Annotated in this window: 11 protein-coding genes; 6 read left to right on the forward strand and 5 right to left on the reverse strand. The window is 72.1% G+C overall.

All coding sequences use genetic code 11. The features are described 5' to 3' along the window. The first annotated feature begins 1,008 nt into the window (after window positions 1–1,008). Window positions 1,009–1,773 (forward strand): enoyl-CoA hydratase/isomerase family protein, encoded by a 765-nt coding sequence (locus tag Raf01_RS44960; RefSeq protein WP_203924299.1) that lies wholly within the window; start codon window positions 1,009–1,011, stop codon window positions 1,771–1,773. A 63-nt stretch (window positions 1,774–1,836) separates the two neighbouring features. Here the strand turns inward: Raf01_RS44960 and Raf01_RS44965 are convergent, their stop codons facing one another. Next, window positions 1,837–5,739 carry a S8 family serine peptidase gene (locus Raf01_RS44965; RefSeq protein ID WP_203924300.1) on the reverse strand — a complete coding sequence of 1,301 codons (3,903 nt, stop codon included), beginning with the start codon at window positions 5,737–5,739 and terminating at the stop codon, window positions 1,837–1,839. A gap of 310 nt (window positions 5,740–6,049) precedes the next feature. Between Raf01_RS44965 and Raf01_RS44970 the strand changes: the two genes are divergently transcribed. Then, window positions 6,050–7,189, forward strand: a complete 1,140-nt coding sequence (locus tag Raf01_RS44970) for a cellulose binding domain-containing protein (RefSeq protein ID WP_203924301.1) — start codon at window positions 6,050–6,052, stop codon at window positions 7,187–7,189. A 121-nt stretch (window positions 7,190–7,310) separates the two neighbouring features. On the opposite strand, the gene Raf01_RS44975 is transcribed toward Raf01_RS44970, so the two are convergent. Further along, window positions 7,311–9,479: an amylo-alpha-1,6-glucosidase gene (locus tag Raf01_RS44975; RefSeq protein WP_203924302.1), complete on the reverse strand. Its 2,169-nt coding sequence runs from the start codon at window positions 9,477–9,479 to the stop codon at window positions 7,311–7,313. Between the two features lie 442 nt (window positions 9,480–9,921). On the opposite strand from Raf01_RS44975, the gene Raf01_RS50270 reads away from it, so the two are divergent. Together Raf01_RS50270 and Raf01_RS44985 are read left to right on the forward strand one after the other, a co-directional pair. Beyond that, entirely contained in the window at window positions 9,922–10,734 is an 813-nt protein-coding gene (locus Raf01_RS50270) for a TetR/AcrR family transcriptional regulator (protein WP_239134477.1), read from the forward strand. Continuing rightward, window positions 10,731–11,096, forward strand: a complete 366-nt coding sequence (locus tag Raf01_RS44985) for a VOC family protein (RefSeq protein ID WP_203924303.1) — start codon at window positions 10,731–10,733, stop codon at window positions 11,094–11,096. The genes Raf01_RS50270 and Raf01_RS44985 overlap by 4 nt, the downstream gene beginning before the upstream one ends. A 17-nt stretch (window positions 11,097–11,113) precedes the next feature. Here the strand turns inward: Raf01_RS44985 and Raf01_RS44990 are convergent, their stop codons facing one another. The 3 genes from Raf01_RS44990 to Raf01_RS45000 all read right to left on the reverse strand — a co-directional run bounded on the left by Raf01_RS44990 (window position 11,114) and on the right by Raf01_RS45000 (window position 16,242). Continuing rightward, the gene (locus Raf01_RS44990; RefSeq protein ID WP_203924304.1) at window positions 11,114–13,120 is read right to left on the reverse strand and encodes a putative bifunctional diguanylate cyclase/phosphodiesterase; all 2,007 of its coding nucleotides are present in this window, start codon (window positions 13,118–13,120) and stop codon (window positions 11,114–11,116) included. A gap of 278 nt (window positions 13,121–13,398) precedes the next feature. After that, on the reverse strand, window positions 13,399–14,193 hold the full coding sequence (locus Raf01_RS44995) for an SAM-dependent methyltransferase (RefSeq protein WP_203924305.1): 795 nt from the start codon (window positions 14,191–14,193) through the stop codon (window positions 13,399–13,401). 165 nt (window positions 14,194–14,358) lie between these two features. Further along, entirely contained in the window at window positions 14,359–16,242 is a 1,884-nt protein-coding gene (locus Raf01_RS45000) for a transketolase (RefSeq protein ID WP_203924306.1), read from the reverse strand. A gap of 317 nt (window positions 16,243–16,559) precedes the next feature. Here Raf01_RS45000 and Raf01_RS45005 point away from each other — a divergent pair, with 317 nt between their 5' ends. Continuing rightward, complete coding sequence (locus tag Raf01_RS45005) at window positions 16,560–16,925, forward strand: SCP2 sterol-binding domain-containing protein (RefSeq protein WP_203924307.1); 366 nt, start codon at window positions 16,560–16,562, stop codon at window positions 16,923–16,925. Further along, window positions 16,922–17,894, forward strand: a 973-nt coding sequence (locus tag Raf01_RS45010) for a glycogen debranching N-terminal domain-containing protein (RefSeq protein WP_275413201.1), incomplete at its 3' end; no start/stop codon positions are given. The genes Raf01_RS45005 and Raf01_RS45010, both read left to right, overlap by 4 nt.

Here is a 17,894-nt window from a genome sequence, read left to right on the forward strand (position 1 = left end):
GCTGGACGAGGCGGTGGCCGGCTTGCCCTGTGACAGCAGGGTGGTCGCCGCGTGGGCGGCCGTCATGGACGTGGACAGCGCGTACCCGGCGAGCAGCGCGACCACCGCGGTCATCAGGGCCAGCAGGTAGAGCGGTCTGCGCCGGTGAGCGGCACGTGGGGGAGCGTCGAGTTGCATGGCATCTCCAGGTTCCGGATGTGCGGCATCGCGCGGCGGCGGTCGGTGACGGCGTCGTCGCGCTTGCCGGTGGGGCTGGGACGGAAACGGTCCGGAAAGGGATCCGGGGGCATTGATGGGGGAGCGCTCTCCAAGAGAGAGTTGCCGTGGTTCAGACCCCTGTCAAGGCAGCCGGCAGGGCACGTTTCGGTAACGGAAGATCGATTGATCTCGCTGTCGTCGGCCTCATGCTTCCTGGCCAGGGTATTTGTTGTCGCGGGCACCATTGCCGCAGATATTCTCATCGACCAAATCGTTCGGAGCGCGACGAGGTCGCGCTAACAAACGACAAAACGGCATGAATCGGGCGTGCTGGGCCTTCTCGGAGAACGCTCTCCGAGATGCGCGGTGCACGTCGGCCAAGCCGGGACGCCAGCCTCCGCCGGAGGGCGATCCCCGCGCCGGCCCGCGTTGGGCCTTTCGACGGCGGTACCGGTCGGGGGTTTTCGTTATCCGGCGCGGCTGGCACTGTCCCGCGCCGCCGGCCGCGGAGATGCGTCGTCGGTGTCTGCCGTGGGTGTCCCTCGTGGAACCTTTGCTCTGCTTACCTGGACGCAACACTCGAACGCCGTTTGTGTTGCCTATGGGTAAGCAGAGCAAAGCGTGTTGAAGAGGGTCCTCCGGCTCCGGGTGAGCCGCCGCGGAGGAGGGGCCCGCAGCTCCAGGCGAACCGCCACAGCAGCGGCCGGGGACGGCCAAGACAGCGCGGCCGGGGCGGGGCGGGGCATCAGGCGGCGGGCCGCCCTGAGGGGCGCGGACCGGGCCGGGGGCGGTGACCGGCAGGATGGGCGCATGTCCGAGCATCTACGACTGGAGTTCGACGGCCGGCTGGCGAGCATCGTCATCGACCGCCGCGCGAAGCGCAACGCGCTGAGCCTGGAAATGTGGCAGGCCATCCCCGGATACCTGGAGCGGGTCCGGGCCGGCGGCGCGCGCGTACTGATCCTGCGCGGCGGCGAGCACTTCTCGGCCGGGGCGGACATCAGCGAGTTCGCCACGCTGCGCGCCGGTGTGGACGGTGCCCGGCGGTACTCCGCCGCGGTGGACGCGGCCGCGAGCGCTCTGGCGACGGCGGGGATCCCGACGATCGCGGCGATCACCGGCGTCTGTGTCGGCGGCGGCTGCGAACTCGCGCTGGCCTGCGACATCCGGGTTGCGGCGGAGGACTCCCGGTTCGGGATCACGCCGGCCAACCTCGGCATCGTGTACCACTTCGACTCGACCCGGCGCCTGGTGGAGGCGGTCGGTCCGGCCTGGGCCAAGCAGATCCTGTTCTCCGCGGACCTGTTCGACGCGGCCACCGCGCTGCGCATCGGACTGGTCAACGAACTGCATCCGGCGGACCGGGTGCCGGTGCGGGCGACCGCGCTGGCGCAGCGCATCGCCACCCGCGCGCCGGTCAGCGTCCGGGGTGCCAAGGCCGTCATCGACCGCGTGATGGCCGGCGGGAGCGGCGAGGAACCGGAGATGACCGCGCTGTACGACGAGGCGACCGCGAGCCCGGAGTACGCCGAGGGTGTGGCGGCGTTCATGGCCGGGCGCCCGCCCCGGTTCTGACGGGACCGCCCCTCACGAGACGCCGCGGGGGTCCCGGAGCCCGGGACCCCCGCACGCCTCGGGTCAGTAGCTGAACTGCTGGATCTGGGTGTCGCCGGGGCCGTAGGTCCACCCGGTGCGGGTGGCCGGGTCGAGCTGGATCGAGCGTTCGGTGTCGGCGTCGTACGGGCCGCCGAAGCCGGACGTGAGGTTCAGCCCGGTCAGCACCCGGATCGTGGTACCGGTGGCCAGGTCCACGACCGCGAGCTGGCTGGTCGAGTTGCTGTCGGTGAGCAGGCCACCGGGGACCCCGAACACCGCCTTGGGCGTCGGGGTGGGGAACGCCACCAGGGCGAGCTGGTGCGTGCCGTCCACCGCCACACCGAGTCCGACCTGGGTACGCACCGCCATCGGGGTGCCGGCGGTCAGCGTGCCGGCGTCGACCGGCACCAGGCTGGTGGTGCCCAGGATGTTGACGGAGAAGGACCGGTAGGTCAGCTGGTACACCTTCCCGCCCTGGCCGTCGGAGGCGAATCCGTACGCGCAGCCGGGCACGCCGGAGGACGCGGTCACCGCGGCCGTGTCGAGGTTCACCGCGGCCACCGCGCCCGGGGTGGAGCCGATGCAGATCAGGCTGCCGCCCAGGTGGGCCAGCTCGACCACGCCGGTCCGGGAGTCGATGTCGATTCCGCTGTACCAGCCGGCCTGGATCCCGGGCGCGTCGGCCGGGATCGCGGTGCCCAGCGTGCCGTCGGCCAGGCTCACCGGCAGGACGCTGTCGGCGTTGTCCGGCTGGTGACGGGCCAGCACGGCGGCCCGGTGCCGGGCCGGGTCGACCCGCCCGCCGAGCACCTGGTACTGCGATCCGGGCACGCTCACCGAGGCGACCAGCCTGCCGGTCGACGTGTCGTACGTCAGCAGCCGCTGATCGGTCGACGCGTAGCTCCACCGCATCACCAGCGCCCGGTGCGTACCGGCGTCGACGCCGAACACCTCGTACCGGCTGTCCGGGTCGGCGTCGTGCGCGAGAGCCGCACCGTACCGGCCGGTCGACGGCGCGTACCGGAGCACCGAGGCGCCGTCTCCGTCGTGCACCGCGGCGACCGAGTCGGTACCGGCGATGCCGAAGCTGTCCACCGTGCCGTCGTCGGGTACGAGGCCGTCGTCGATGACGAGCTCGGAACTGGGTGACGCCTGGCCGACCACGGCACCGTGCCTGTCCGTGGCGAGGATCCGCACGTCGTAGCTCATCGACGTGGCGATGCCCAGGGTGAGCGCGTCGCGGTGCAGGGTGCCGGACTTGCCGGCCAGCGGCAGGTAGAGCACCGAGCCGGCGTTGACGCCGTCGTTGTCGCGGGTGTTGCCGTTGGCGTTGGTGAACGTGTTCAGCGACCCGTACACGGTCGGCGCCGGTGCGGAGACCTCCAGTACCGCGCCGGTTGCGCCGGGCACCCCGCGCACGTCGTACCGGAGATTGAAGGCGCTGGCCGCGCGGGTGACCGTGGCCAGGTGCCCGTACCGGGTGGCCTGGCGTCCGGTGCCGGTCGACAGGGTCGGGGCGGCCGGCCGGGCGGACCCGTCGCCGGCCAGGCGGATCGGCGTGAACTCGCCGTACAGCGGCTGGAGGGCTTGGGAATTCTGCACTATCCCGATCCCGTACAGCCCGGCACCGCCGCGGAACGCGCTGGCCGGGATGGTGACCGTACCCTTCGTCGCGGTCAGGTCGACCGTGTATCCCTCGGAGAACAGCGGCGCGGTCGCCGGGCTCCAGTGCCCGACGGTGGACACCGCGATCTGCGGGGCGGTGAGGTCGCGTACCCCGGTCAGGTCGTAGTGCACGGTGACCGGGGCGCCGACCTTGGCCGTCGCGGGAGCGGCCGGCGCGCTCGCCTCGGTGTAGGTGCCGTCGGTCGGACCGACCACCACGCTGCGGTCGGTGCTGACGAGCACCGTGCCGCCGCGGCGTACCTGCAGCGTGTAGTTCACCGTCCGGTCGGCGGTGGCGACGACCGGCAGCCCGGTCGCGGCGAGCAGGTCGGCCGGCAGTACCCGGATCGACGGCTGGCTCGCGTGGAACTCGGTGGAGCCGACGCGCAGCACGTAGTCCAGCGGACCGCTGGCCGGCAGCCCGACGGTGTCCAGCCCGAACGTGACCGGACCGGTCAGCCCCTCACCGGTGCCGTCCGGCCCGGCCAGGTCGAGCACGCCCGGGTCGGTGTTCTCCAGGAACTGTCCGCCGAGCAGGCCGATGGTGACGCGGTGCGCCACCGACACGCGTACCACCGCGGGTTTCGGCGCGGGCGGCAGCAGCGACGCGACCGCCCGGCTGAGGTCGATCTGCGGGCCCACCTGGAGCGTGCGGTCGATCGCGGCCGGGGTCGGCACCGCGCGGCCGGTCTTCTCCAGCAGGTCGCGTACGTCGGTCGGGCTCATCGCGCGGTGGGTCAGCCGCGCGGCCTGGAGTACGACCGCGGCGGCCGCGGCGATCTCCGGTGCCGACGCCGAGGTGCCACCGGACAGCACCGGGGTGACGGCGTCGGCGGCGCCGCCGGCGGTGTGCTGGAACGTGACGATGCCGTCGCTGGGCGCGGACAGGTTGACCCGGGTACCGAAGCCGGACGCGAAGTTGCCCGCGCCGCTGATCCTGGTCTCCACGACCGTGCCGGACCTCGACGACGCCGGGGTGGCCAGGGTGTCGTCCAGGGTCGTGCCGCCGGCCGCGATCGCGCCGCTGTCGAGCACCTCGCTGGGTGTGGTGGAGTAGGCGTCGTCGTCGATGGTCGTGCGCGCCGCCGGGTCGCGGGTCAGGTCGGTGGCGGTGGCGCCGCCGTCCGGGCCGATCGCGGCCGGCGTGTACAGCCGGGTGCCGTCGTTGGCGGACACGCACACGACGATGTGCCGGTGCGCCACGATGCCGGCGATGATGGACTGCAGCGCCGGGTCGTCCTCCAGGTACCGGCCGGGGAATCCGGCGGTGTCGGTGCCGAACCCGAGGCTCGCGGTGATGACGTCCGGACGCGGGTTCTGGTTGGCCGCGGCGACCAGCGCGGTGCCGATCTGGTCGATGGTGGCCTGCTGCGGGACGACCAGCCGGTACTGGGCGCCGGGCGCGATGCCCAGCAGGTCGGTGACGCCGCTGCCGGTCTCGCCGGCGCGCTGCCGGTCGTGTGGCAGGGGAGCCATGACGCCGAAGTCGAGCATCACCTCACCGAGCGACGAGTCCTGGCCCTCGGTCGACCCGGTCGGGTCGAGGCTGCCGTCGGAGCCGGCGACGTACGTGGGGATCAGCGGCATCGACGGCAGGTCGAGGTAGCGCTGGCCGCCCACCACGACGGTGGTCGGGCCGTTGGTCCGCACGTACCCGTCGCCGGCGTCGGCCATGGACTGGTCGGTCAGGTCGCCGACCGAGACGTTGGTGATGATTTCTCCGGTACCGGGGAGTTGCCCGTACCGGGTGCCGAGCTGGCTGTACGCGCCCATCGCGTCCACACCACCGGCGTTCAGGAAACTCTGCAGCGAGCTGGTGAGGCCGTAGTTGCCGGGCAGAGCACCGTTGCTGGCCGACCCGCCGGTCGACGGGCCGGCCTTCGCCGGTGCCTTGGCGCCGGCGGCCCACGGCGGCAGCGGGGTGGGTGCCGTGGCCATCGAGCCGACGTAGTTGTTTCCGGCCGCGTTGGTTCCGGCTGCGGTACTTCGGGTCGCAGTGCTTCGGATTGCGGTGCTCCGGTTCGCGGCGCTTCCGGTCAGGCTGCCTCCGGCCGGGCCGGTAAGGCTCGCGGGGGTGCCGATGGCCAGGTGTGTGCCGGTGGCCGGCGGAGCCGCCGGTACCGCGCCGGACATCGTGCCGCCGGTCGGCGCGGGTACCCGGGGCGGAGCGGCCAGCGCGGGCGTGGCGGTGGCCGCGGCGGTGGCGATGCCGACGGCACCGGCCAGCCCGGCGAGCAACGTGGCGAACCGGCGCCGGCGCGAAACAACGGTGGTGGGCATCCTCGTCCTTCCCTGCCGGCATGATCAGCCGCGCTGCGGTCAGGTTGTCAGCGCCCACCCGGTGGCGCAAGAGAGTCAGGTTGACCAATACGCGCCGTGGCGGTTATACGCCACCGCGCCCGCCGCCGGCTTCCCCGTCCACCGATTCGCATCCATCGAGAAGCATTCATTCATGGGGCGGTGCCTATCCATCGAGCGTCGCCTATCATCGACGGAAAGCGTCGGGCCGCCGGGGCCTCGCCGAGCGCCGACCGCGTCCACGCGGTCGGCCAATCCTCGCGGAATCTCCGAGCGGCAAAGGACTCCCATCATGCTCAAGCGCATCGCCGGCGCCGTCGTCACGGCGCTGGCTCTCCTGTTCGCCCTGGTGGCCGTCGCCCGGCCGGCCGAGTCGGCGGCCACGCCGACCCGCATCATGCCGCTGGGCGACTCCATCACCGGTTCACCCGGTTGCTGGCGTGCGCTGCTGTGGAACAGGCTGCAGAGCGCCGGCTACACGAACATCGACTTCGTGGGTACCCTGCCGCCGCAGGGCTGCGGCGTCGCCTACGACGGGGACAACGAAGGGCACGGCGGCTTCCTCGCGACGAACATCGCGAACCAGAACCTGCTGCCCGGCTGGCTGTCCGCCACCCGCCCGGACATCGTGCTGATGCACCTGGGTACGAACGACGTGTGGAGCAACATCGCTCCGGCCACCATCCTCGCGGCGTTCGGCACGCTGATCGACCAGATGCGGGCCAGCAACCCGGCCATGAAGGTACTGGTGGCGCAGATCCTCCCGATGAACCCGAGCAGCTGCCCGGACTGCGCCGCGCGGGTGGTCGCGTTCAACAGCCAGGTCCCGGCCTGGGCGAACGCGAAGAGCACGGCCGCGTCCCCGATCATCGTGGTGGACCAGTGGACCGGGTTCGACGACAGCACGGACACCGGGGACGGCGTGCACCCCAACGACTCCGGCAACCTCAAGATGTCGAATCGCTGGTACCCGCCGCTGGCCGCGCTGCTCAGCCCGTCGGCGTCGCCGTCGGCTTCTCCGTCGCGTTCGGTACCGCCGTCGTCGTCCCCGTCTCCGTCCCGCTCGCCGTCCCGCTCCCCGTCGCCGTCTCCGTCCCGGTCGACCTCGCCGACGCCTCCCGCCGGCGGCGCGGCGTGTACGGCGACGTACGCGGTCACCAGCCAGTGGCAGGGCGGCTTCCAGGCGAACGTGACCGTGCGCAATTCCGGTGGCGCACCGATCTCCGGGTGGACGGTGGGCCTCGGCTTCACCGCCGGGCAGACGGTCACCCAGGTGTGGAACGCGACGGAAACCCAGGCGGGCGCGAGCGTCACGCTGCGGAACGTGTCCTACAACGGCAGCCTGGCGCCGGGCGCGACGACCAGCGCCGGGTTCCTGGCGAGCTGGACCGGCAGCAACCCGTCCCCGTCGGTGACGTGCACGCCCGGCTGACGACTGGTCTGGTTCGCGCGGCGTAGACACGCCGAGTCAGACCAGTTGGAAGTGGTACGTGTCCGGGAGGCGGCGGCGCGGGTGGACGCGTTCGTCCGCGGTGTTCCGGCCTGCAGCCGGCTCACCGGTCGAGGAACTGGTACGACAACCGGGACAGCAGCGTAGGCTGGCGGATCACCGTGATGTGGTCGCCCCTCGTACGCACCGAGGCCCGGCCGCCCGCCTCCCGGCGTACCGCCAGATCGAACGTCGCGTCGCCGACGCGTACCCCGACCAGTTCCAGGTCCGGCAGCCAGTCCGGCAGCCGCGGGTCGACCAGGATCGCGCCCAGCGGGGCGATCGGGCGCAGCACCAGCAGCGCCTGCACGATGGCGATGACCGCGCTGGCCGACCAGCCCTGCGGCGAGCACGCCTGCGGGTGCACTCCCGGATGCGGGTGGGCGGCGTCGCGCGGCAGGCCGCTGATCGCCTCCGGGAGCCGGTGCCCCTCGAACAGCGCGGCGGCGGAGAAGGTGGCCTCGGCGAGCCGGTGCAGTTCCCGGACGCAGCCGTAGCGGGCCAGGCCCAACGCGGTGGTACCGGCGTCGACCGGCCACACCGTGCCCCGGTGGTAGCTGAACGGGTTGTACGCCGGATGGTCGCTGGACAGCGTGCGCAGCCCCCAGCCGCTGAACATGTCGTCGGCGAACAGCCGGCGGGCCAGCGCGGGTGCGTACCGGTGCGGCACGATGCCGGTGGCCAGCAGGTGACCGTCGTTCGAGCTGACCGACCGCACCTGCCGCCCGTCCGGCCCCAGCGCCTGCGCGTAGCTGTGGTGCTCCGGCATCCAGTACGCGGAGTGGAAGCGCCGGCGCAGCCTGATCGCCCGGGCCACCATGGCGGCGGCGCGGGAACGCTCACCGACGGCGGCGAGGGCGAACGCGCCGTGCCGCAGCGCGGCGTAGTGGTACCCCTGAAGCTCGCTGGTCGCGATCGGGTTGTCCACGACCCCGCCGTGCTCGTCGACGATCGCGGTCGCGGAGTCCTTCCACCCCTGATTCTTCACCCCGCCGGGGGAGCGGCGATGATATTCCAGGAATCCGTCGCCGTCCTGGTCTGCGCGATGGGCCAGCCAGTCGAGCACGCCGTGGGCGGCCGGGCGCAGTTCGCGGATCGTCGCGCGGTCGCCGGTCCAGGCAAGGTACTGGCCGAGAAACACCAGGAAGTCCAGCGGCGCGGCCCAGTCTCCGTAGTACCCGCCGAGCGGGTCGGCGCCCAGCGCCGACAACGGGCCGTGGCGCGCCTCGTGCAGGAGCTTGCCCGGCTCCTCGTCGTGCCAGTCGTCCACCCGCTGGCCGAGGTGCGCGGCATTGATCCGCAGGCTGTCGCGCAGCATGGTCGGCCCGGCCAGCAGCGCCTGCCAGGAGATGGTCAGCGTGTCCCGACCGAAGAACTGTTGGTAGAACGGCACACCGGCAAACGGCGCGGCCGGCCCGGGCGGGGAACCCAGCGGCATGTTGGCCAGGTCGTTCGCGGCGGTGGTCCATGTCGTCGCGACGTCCACATTGGAGCTTCGCAGCTGGGTGAACTCGGCGGCGAGGGTGGCACGGGCCCGGCCGGCCGAGTCCTCGGTCTCCGCGTAGCTCGCCGGTGGGGCGGCCATCCGGTGGCCGTCGAAGACCGGCTCGGCCACCAGGTCGAGGAACGACGACCCGTGCGGTTCGACGGTGAGCGTCGTCTCGACGGTGTCGCCCGCGCAGCGCACGGCCGCCGGGGCCTCGACCCGGATGGCCACGGCGCGGTCCAGCTCCGGTCGTTCGGGGTTCGGGCTGGCGTAGACGAGCCGCAGCTCGTCGTGTTCCGCGTGCCACTCCCGCCGTACCTCGACGTGCCGCCCGGTGTACCCGCGCTCGGCCTCCTGGGTGTCCGCGAAGTCGGCGCAGAGCGTGACGGCGACCCGTACCCGGCGGGGTGCCGCGGCCCAGCTGTGCAACGCGAGCCGGGTGCGCAGGCCCTCGCCGAGGAAGCGTTCGATGGTCAGGTAGAACGCCTCGGACGGGAGCTTCTCGCCGTCCGCAAGCTCCACGTAGGACAGTTGGGCGTGGGCGCCTACGTTCGCGGTGTGGAACGCGATCGGCTCCCGGCCGTCGATCGTGATGCGTTCGCGGCACAGCAGTCGAGTGTTGTGCGCGAAGAACCCCTGCGGGTCGTTGCCGGTGATGCGGCCGTGCACGTCGGTGACGAGGGTGGACCAACCGCTGGCCAGGTACAGCAGGGCGGGGCGTACCCGAACGTCACGTACCGCGCCCATCGTCCCCCCGTACCGGTCTCCAGCCCAAGCGGTACCCGGCAGGGACGCGATCACACTCGGGACGGCGGCCCGATCCGGGACGCCGGGGAGGAACCGGACGGTCGGGCGCCTCAGGGGGTTCGCGGCGCGCCCGCCTCGGCCGCTCAGGGGGTTCGCGGCACGCCCGCGCGGCACGCTGTTCCCGGCACATCCGGTACAGGTCGGCCAGGTCCCGTCGCGATGGAAGGGGTGACGGTATGACCAATCGACCGTGATGGCGATCGCGGGCTCGCGCCCGGCGACGATGTGTCTACTGTGGACGATCGTCGGGTGGCGAGTGGGATCCGCGCGTGCCGTCCCGCGGCCGGAGGGCAGCTCCCTCGCCGCCGGAGGGGGCAGCCGATCGGTCCCATCGCGGAAAGGCGATTGACGGAGTGAGTACTCACTCCGTAGCCTCGTGCTCATGGAACCCACAGCTACCCGGCGCCGGGCGCCGGGCATGAGTCCCGAGCAGCGCCGCGAAGCGGTGGTGCGGGCGGCGCTGCCGCTGGTCGCGGAGTTCGGCACGGCGGTGACGACCGCCCAGGTCGCCCGCGCGGCGGGGATCGGTGAGGCGACGATCTTCCGGGTCTTCCCAGACAAGGACGCGCTGCTGGACGCGTGCGTGGCCGAGGCGTTGGATCCGACGAACCTGCTGGGCCAGCTGCGCTCGATCCCGCTCGACCAATCGCTTGCCACGCGGCTGGTCGACGCGGCCGACGCGCTGCGCGCGCACCTCGACCGGATGGGCGCGGTGCTCGGCGTGCTGAGCGCGACCGGTCACCGCCGGAGACTGCCCGACGCGCGCGACGCCCGCAGCGCCAGCGATGCCGCCAGTGCCCGTGGGGCCGCCAGCGCCGCCACTGCCGACAAAGCCGCCGCCGCCAATGCCGCCACTGCCACCAAAGCCGCCGCCAGCGCCGCCACTGCCGACAAAGCCGCCGGTGCCGACGGGTCCGACGGCGCCGGCAACGTCGACAGAGCCGGGCGTGGTGCCGGCACCGGCCGGTCGGCCGGGCGTGACGCCGCCACGGCAGCGGTCCACGAGGCGGTGGCCGAACTGTTCGAGCCCGACTTCGCGGCACTGCGCGGACCGGTCGACGCGCTGACCGAAGCGTTTCTCGGCCTGATGTTCGGGCACGGCCGGATGCCCGGTGCGGGACCCACGCTGAGCACCGAGAAGGTGGTCGACCTGTTCCTGCACGGTGCGCTCGACACGGATCGGGGGCAGCGTTGACCATCACGCTCAACCACACCATCGTTCCGGCCCGCGACAACGAGGAGGCGGCCCGGACGTTCGCCGAGATCATGGGACTGCGGTACGAGGGGCCCAACCGGCACTTCGCACCGGTACGGGTCAACGATCAGCTCACCATCGACTTCATGACCGTCGACGGGGCGCCCGGACATCATCTCGCCTTCGACACGGACCCGGACAGCTTCGACGCGATCCTCGTCCGGCTCCAGCGCCTCGGCATCGCGTACGGCAACGATCCCGCACAGCCGGACAACGGCCGCACCGACCACCCGTACGCCGCCCGGGGCGTGCTGTTCCGCGACGCCAGCGGCAATCTCTGGGAGGTCATGTCCCCCCGGTGACCGACCGCCGGGACCGGTCAGGCCGGCTCGTCCGGGGATTCGTTCGTCGCGTTCACGATCCCGCCGAGCAGGCCCGGGATCTGGTCCGGCTCGGTGGGCGAGGCGAGGTGGAAGCCCTGCCCGAGGTCGCAGCCGAGCCGGGTCAGGTGCTGTGCCTGCGCGGCGGTCTCGATGCCCTCGGCGGTGATGGTCAGGCCGAGGTCGTGACACAGCGAGATGAGCGCGGGCAGGATCGTCCGGTTGGACCGCCGCGGCGCATCCGACCGGTTGAGCCCGCGCAGGAATCCGGTGGCCAGCTTGACCGCCTGGATCGGCAGCTCCGACAGGTAGGCGAAGCTGGAGTATCCGGTGCCGAAGTCGTCGAGCGCCAGCCGGATGCCCAGGTCGTGCAGCGCGTGCAGGTTGGTCAGGTTGGCGCCGCCCGTGTCGTCGAACGCGTTCTCGGTGATTTCCAGCTGGAGCTGGTGCGCCGGCAGCCCGGAGCGGTCGAGCACGTCGGCGACGAGGGCGGGCAGCGCCGGGTGACGGACCTGCGCCACGGCGAGGTTGACGCTGACCAGGTGCGGCCCGGATGCGAGTTCCTGCCACTCGGCGGCCTGCGCGCACGCCAGGCGCAGCAGGTGCAGCCCGAGCGGTTCGATCAGGCCGGTGTCCTCGGCCGCCGCGATGAACTGCGCCGGACCGAGCAGGCCGTGCTGCGGGTGCCGCCAGCGGGCCAGCGCCTCCGCCCCGACCACGGTGCGGTCGATGAGCCGGACGAGCGGCTGGTATACCAGGGTGAACTCGCCGTTGCGCAGCGCCGCGGGCATCGCCGCACCGAGCGCGTGCCGAGCCAGGTCGGCGGCGTTGCGCCGCGGGTCGAACACCGCCCACGGGCTCCGGCTGTTGCGGGTGACCCAGCCGAGCGTGATGTGCGCGGCGCGCAGCAGTTCGGTGGGGTCGGTGCCGGCCGCCGACCGTTCCACGATGCCCGCCCGGCCGCTGATCGAGATCTCGTGCCCGTCGTCGAGGCAGATCGGTTCCGGCAGCGCGGCCAGCGCCTCGTCGGTCGCCTTGATGACGTCCTCCGCACTGGTGGTGCGCTCGATCAGCAGGGCGAACTCGTCGCCGCCCAGGTGGGCGACGACATTGCCCTGCCGGGCGGCGAGCGCGCTCAGCCGGGTGGAGACGGCCAGCAGGATCTGGTCGCCCGCGGCGGGGCCGAGGCTGTCGTACACGGCGCTGAACCGGTCGAGATTCAGCAGGCAGATGCCCAGCCGAGCGCCGCCGGGGGCGTCGGCGAGCAACTGGCTCAGCCGCCGGGTCAGCCCGGCCCGGTTGGGCAGGCCGGTCAGCGGATCGTGCAGCAGCGCGTGCTGGAGGTTGTTCTGCAGGCGTTGCTGCTTGTGTCGCCAGGCGACCCGTTCCGCGCGGTGGATCCCCTCGGCCGCGGTCAGGGCGTGGTCGCGCAGCGCGTCGGTGAACCCGGTGGCGAACCGGCCCAGCAGCACGGCGAGCGCCGAGCGCTCCGGTTCGGAGTCGACGCCGAGCGCGGGTGGGAGGCGCTGACCGAGCAGGGTCAGGCTGGCGCCGAGCGTTTCCGGTGCCGACATGTTCGCGCCGACCAGGGCGGAGCCGACCCGGTAGCCGGCGATCTCGTCCAGCGGGCGCGCCCGGAGCGCGGTCGCGAACTGGCCGAGGCAGTCGACCAGGACGGGAAGCCCGCGGGCGTGGCCGCCGGGAACGAACGTGGTGAGGGCGATCGCGTCGAACCAGTCCCGGGCCAGCTCGACAATTTCCGGTGCCGCGGCGGCTTGGTGTGCTGGGCCTGCTTGGTGTGCTGGGCCTGCTTGGTGTACTGCGCCTGCTTGGTGTACTGCGCCTGCTTGGTGTACTGCGGCGGCTTGGTGTACTGCGGCGGCTTGGCGTGCTGGACCGCCGTTGCGTGCCGCGCCGCCGTTGGTTGCGGGGGCGAGATCGGTCAGGGCGTCGGAGCGGGGTCGGGCAACGGACTCGGGCGGGGCAGCAAGCTCGTGCTCCCTCATCAGTGTCCCTTCCGGGTTTGCGGAGGTGCGGCTGCCACGTGGATCGGCCGCCGAGTCCGCCCGGAGTGTGAGCGGACCGCTCAGCGGTCGGTCCCGAGAAGCTGCCACAGGCCGGCCCCGCGATTATCGTCCGTTCGGAAACAAGAATCCAGTCTCGTCCGAAACGCCCTCGCCAAGGCAGCGAACGCCTTCGCCGAGGCGGCAACGCCTTCGCCGAGGCGGCGCGGTACGACCCCGCTCGCGACGGAGTCGACCGCGCCGCGCGGCCTACCGCCGCGTCACGGCTTGCGGGCGACCGCCGCCAGTACGCCGGGGTGGGCCGGCACCGTCGTACCCGCCGGATCGGGGTGCCAGTCGCTGACCGGAACGACGCCCGGTTCGACGATTTCGAGCCCGGCGAGCAGCGCCTCGATTTGATCGGCGGTACGCAGGTGCAACGGGGTCGTCGTCTGCCGGTACATGCTCTGGATGGTGCCCCGCTCGTCGTGGACCGGCGTACCGTGCGACATCGCCAGGAAGCTGCCGGACACCAGCGCGTCGCGGATCTCCCCGACGATGCCGGCCGGGTCGTCGTCGTCCGAGACGAAGTGCAGTACGGCGATCGTCAGCACCGCCACCGGCTGGGCGAAGTCCAGCAGGCCCACCACGTCGGGGTGGTACAGGATCTCCCGCGGCCGGCGCAGGTCGCCCTCGATCGCCACCGCCCGGCTGTTGTCCGCCAGGATCGCCCTGCTGTGCTCGACCGCGACCGGATCGATGTCCACGTACACCACGCGGGCGTCGGGCGCGGCTTCCTGCGCCACCTCGTGCACGTTGCCCAGCGTTGGGATGCCGGACCCGATGTCGAGGAACTGCCGGATCCCGGCCTTGGCCAGCCACTGCACGGCCCGGCCGAGGAACGCCCGGTTGGTGTGCCCGAGCAGCTTCGCCCCGGGCATCGCGGACTCGGCCTTCTCCACGAACTCGCGGTCGATCGCGAAGTTGTGGTAGCCGCCCAGGGCGTAGTCGTACATGCGGGCCGCGTTGGGCACGTTGACGTCCAAGCCCTCCGGTACCCAGTCCGGCAACTCCATGGGGAGCCACTCTACTGTCCGCCGGTCACAGCGCGACCGGGGAGGGACGTCAGGCGGTTGGGCGGGGCCTGTGCTCGCCTCCGCCACAAACCGGCTCCGGCTGCGCTCAGGCGGTTGCTGTGTGGGCCTGTGCTCGCCTCCGCCATAAACCGGCTCCGGCTGCGCTCAGGCAGGTACCGAGGCCAGCGCGCGGGCGGCCTCGACGATGGCGTCGGTACCGATGCCCGCCGCGTCCATCAGTTCGCCGGAGGAGCCCGAGGTGGGCAGGTCGCGTACGGCCAGATGAGTCACGCGCAACGGCTCACCGAGGTCGGCCAGCGCCTCGAGTACGGCGGCGCCGATGCCGCCCTGCGGGTAGTGGTCCTCGACCACCACGAGCCGGCCCCCGGTTGCCCGGACGGCGGCGACCAGCGCGTCGCGGTCCAGCGGCTTCACCGAGTACAGGTCGATGACGCGGGCGCTGACCCCCTGGCCGGCGAGCGTGTCGGCGGCGGCCAGGCAGTTGTGCACGGTCACCCCGGCACCGATGAGCGCGACCCGGTCGTCCTCGCCGCCGCGCAGTTGCTTGCTGCCGCCGATCGGGAAGCTGTCGCCGTTGTCGTAGAGGACCGGGTAGGTGCCCCGGGTGGTGCGCAGGTAGCTGATGCCGGCCCGGTCGGCGAGCTGCTCCACCAGGGCGGCGCAGGAGACCGCGTCGCACGGGTACAGCACCGTCGAACCGTGGATCGCGCGCATGCTGGCCAGGTCCTCCAGCCCCATCTGCGAGGGGCCGTCGGCGCCGATCTCCACCCCGGCGTGTGACCCGGACAGCGCCAGGTCCGCCCGGGAGATGGCGGCCATCCGGATGAAGTCGTACGCGCGGGACAGGAACGCGGCGAAGGTCGACACGAACGGCCGGTACCCGCGCACCTGCAGCCCCACGGCCGCGGAGACCATCTGCTGCTCGGAGATGAACATCTCGAAGAACCGGTCGGGGTGCGCCTTCGCGAAGTCCTCGGCGTGCGTGGAGTCGCTGACCTCGCCGTCCAGGGCCACCACGGTGGGCCGCGCGCCGAGCGCGAGCAGGGCCTCGCCGTACGCCTTGCGGGTGGCCACCTTCGCGCCCTTCTCGTACTGGGGCAGTTGGACCAGGCCGCCGCCGTCGGGGGAGCGGGCCGGCACCGGGTCGGGTGGCGACGCGGGTACCACGATCTCGCGTACCCCGCCGAACGCGGCCACCGCCCGCTCCGCGACGTCCGGCTTGAGGGGCTTGCCGTGGAACCCGTTCTTGTCCTCGATCTCGGGTACCCCGCGGCCCTTGACCGTGCGCGCCAGCACCACGGTCGGGTGTTCGGCACCCCGCGCCCGGGTCAGCGCCGCGTCGATCTGCTCCAGGTCGTGCCCGTCGATCGGGATCGCCTCGCAGCCGAACGCCTCGACCCGCCGGCGGTAGGCGTCCAGGTCCCACTCGAGTTCGGTCGGTCCGCGCTGGCCCAACCGGTTCACGTCGACCATCGCGGTGAGGTTGCCCAGGCCGTAGTGGCTGGCCTTGTCCAGCGCCTCCCAGATCGAGCCCTCGGCCATCTCGCTGTCGCCGCACAACACCCAGACGTGGTACGGCAACTGGTCGAGGCAGCGGCCGGCGAGCGCGATGCCGACGCCGATCGGCAGGCCCTGGCCGAGCGACCCGGTCGCGACGTCCACCCACGGCAGTACCGGCGTCGGGTGGCCCTGCAACCGGGAGCCGAACTTGCGGTACGTGTTGATCAGCTCCTCGTCGGAGATCGCGCCGGCCGCCTTGAACACGGAGTACAGCAGCGGCGACGCGTGGCCCTTGGAGAAGATGAGATGGTCGTTGGCGGGGTTGTCCGGGTTGGCCCAGTCGTAGCGCAGGTGCCGGGAGAGCAGCACGGCCAGCAGGTCGGCCGCGGACAGGCTGGATGACGGGTGGCCGGATCCGGCGCTCGAACTGCTGCGCACCGAGTCGGCGCGCAGCTGTGCCGCCAGGTTCCCGAGTTCTTCGAGGTCCGCGGCGCGCAGCCCGGTCGCGGTCGTGGTCCTGACCGCCATGATCGCCTCCCCCGTACCCGCAAGCCGGCCGACCCGCAGTGCGGGCCGGCCGACCGCCCTACCCGCGACGTTAACCGCGACACCGCCGCGCCGAGCGGCAACTGGTGCCGCTGTCCGTCGTTCGCGTGACGGCACCGGCCGGCAGAGGGCGGTTCCCGCGCTGGCCGGCGGGTAATGGGGTGACGCTGGCCCCGTGCGGTTCACCCGACGCGGGTGATGCCCGGTCATCGTGACCGTCCTCGTGCCGGCACCGCCGACCCGTGCGGTGTCGCCGAGCGCGGTGGGGCCGACCCGTGCGGTCGGGAAGGAGGCGGCTGATGCCCGACCCGACCGTCGAGCTGTTCGACCGGCTCGCACGCCGTGGCCACGACCCGTTCCTGGAGCAGGTCCGGGGCACGGTGCGGTTCGACCTCGCCACCGATGCGGAGATCCTCTACTGGTCGGTCACCATCGACCGGGGGAACGTGCGGGTGAGCCGGGACGAGGGCGACGCGGACTGCATCGTGCACACCACGAAGGCCCGCTTCGACCGGGTCGCCACCGGCAGCGCGAACGCGATGGCCATGCTGCTCCGCGCGGAGATGATCGTGCACGGCGACGTCCAACTGCTCGTCATGCTGGAACGGCTGCTGCCCGGTCCGCCCGGCGCGCGCGGCCCGCAACTGGCCCTCGGGTTGCGATGAGCGACAACCTGGTACGGATCCTCTTCGGCAACACGTTCGTGGTCAGCGACGCGAACGGCGACTTCGAGGAGTCCCCGACGAACGCCACCGGGATGTTCTCGTTCGACACCCGGTTCCTGTCGACCTGGGTGCTGACCGTCAACGGTGAGCGGTTGCAGGCGCTGTCGGTCGACGACCTCCAGTATTACGAGACCCGGTTCTTCCTCATCCAGGGCGAGGCGGCGCAGTACATCGACGCGAACGTGTCGGTCATCCGGCACCGCTGGGTCGGGTCCAGCTTCGCCGAGCAGCTCACCATCATCAACCACGACCAGGAGCCGGCCGATCTCACGCTGCGCATCGAGGCCGGGTGCGACTTCGCGGATCTGATGGAGATCAAGAACGTGAAGCCGAAGAAGGGGCACCGGTACGCGCGGGTGGCCGAGGATGCGCTGGTCCTCGGGTACGAACGGGGAAGCTTCCGGCGCGAGACCGCAATCACGCCGTCTGGGGAGGCACAGATCGACGAGCACGGGCTGACCTACCACGTGCGCATCGAACCGCAGCACACCTGGACCACCGAGATCATGGTCAAGAGCAAGATTCTCGGCCCGACCGGCGGCGACATCCGGGCGCTGCTGGTCGGTCACGACCGGCCGCACCCGCAGATGACCGAGGAGCTGGCCGCCTGGCTGGACAAGGCGCCGCGGCTGGACAGCGACTGGGGCCTGCTGGTGTCGACGTACCGGCGCAGCCTGATCGACCTGGCCGCGCTGCGGTTCGCGCCGATCACCGCACCGGGTCGCGGGCTGCCCGCGGCCGGCCTGCCCTGGTTCATGAGCATCTTCGGCAGGGACAGCATCCTCACCAGCCTTCAGGCGCTGCCGTTCGTGCCCGAACTCGCCGCCACCACGCTGGAACTGCTGGGCAGCCTGCAGGGAGCCCGGCTGGACGACTTCCGGGAAGAGGAGCCGGGCAAGATCCTGCACG

Origin of the sequence: Rugosimonospora africana (assembly GCF_016862975.1) — a bacterium.
Taxonomy (GTDB): domain Bacteria; phylum Actinomycetota; class Actinomycetes; order Mycobacteriales; family Micromonosporaceae; genus Rugosimonospora; species Rugosimonospora africana.

Excerpts from the sequence above, each read along its gene's own strand:
- Raf01_RS45005 (WP_203924307.1), top strand. The coding sequence starts at position 16,560 with ATGCCCGACCCGACCGTCGAGCTGTTCGACCGGCTCGCACGCCGTGGC.
- Raf01_RS45000 (WP_203924306.1), bottom strand. The coding sequence starts at position 16,242 with ATGGCGGTCAGGACCACGACCGCGACCGGGCTGCGCGCCGCGGACCTC.
- Raf01_RS44960 (WP_203924299.1), top strand. The coding sequence starts at position 1,009 with ATGTCCGAGCATCTACGACTGGAGTTCGACGGCCGGCTGGCGAGCATC.
- Raf01_RS50270 (WP_239134477.1), top strand. The coding sequence starts at position 9,922 with ATGGAACCCACAGCTACCCGGCGCCGGGCGCCGGGCATGAGTCCCGAG.
- Raf01_RS44990 (WP_203924304.1), bottom strand. The coding sequence starts at position 13,120 with ATGAGGGAGCACGAGCTTGCTGCCCCGCCCGAGTCCGTTGCCCGACCC.
- Raf01_RS44965 (WP_203924300.1), bottom strand. The coding sequence starts at position 5,739 with ATGCCCACCACCGTTGTTTCGCGCCGGCGCCGGTTCGCCACGTTGCTC.
- Raf01_RS44970 (WP_203924301.1), top strand. The coding sequence starts at position 6,050 with ATGCTCAAGCGCATCGCCGGCGCCGTCGTCACGGCGCTGGCTCTCCTG.
- Raf01_RS44995 (WP_203924305.1), bottom strand. The coding sequence starts at position 14,193 with ATGGAGTTGCCGGACTGGGTACCGGAGGGCTTGGACGTCAACGTGCCC.
- Raf01_RS44975 (WP_203924302.1), bottom strand. The coding sequence starts at position 9,479 with ATGGGCGCGGTACGTGACGTTCGGGTACGCCCCGCCCTGCTGTACCTG.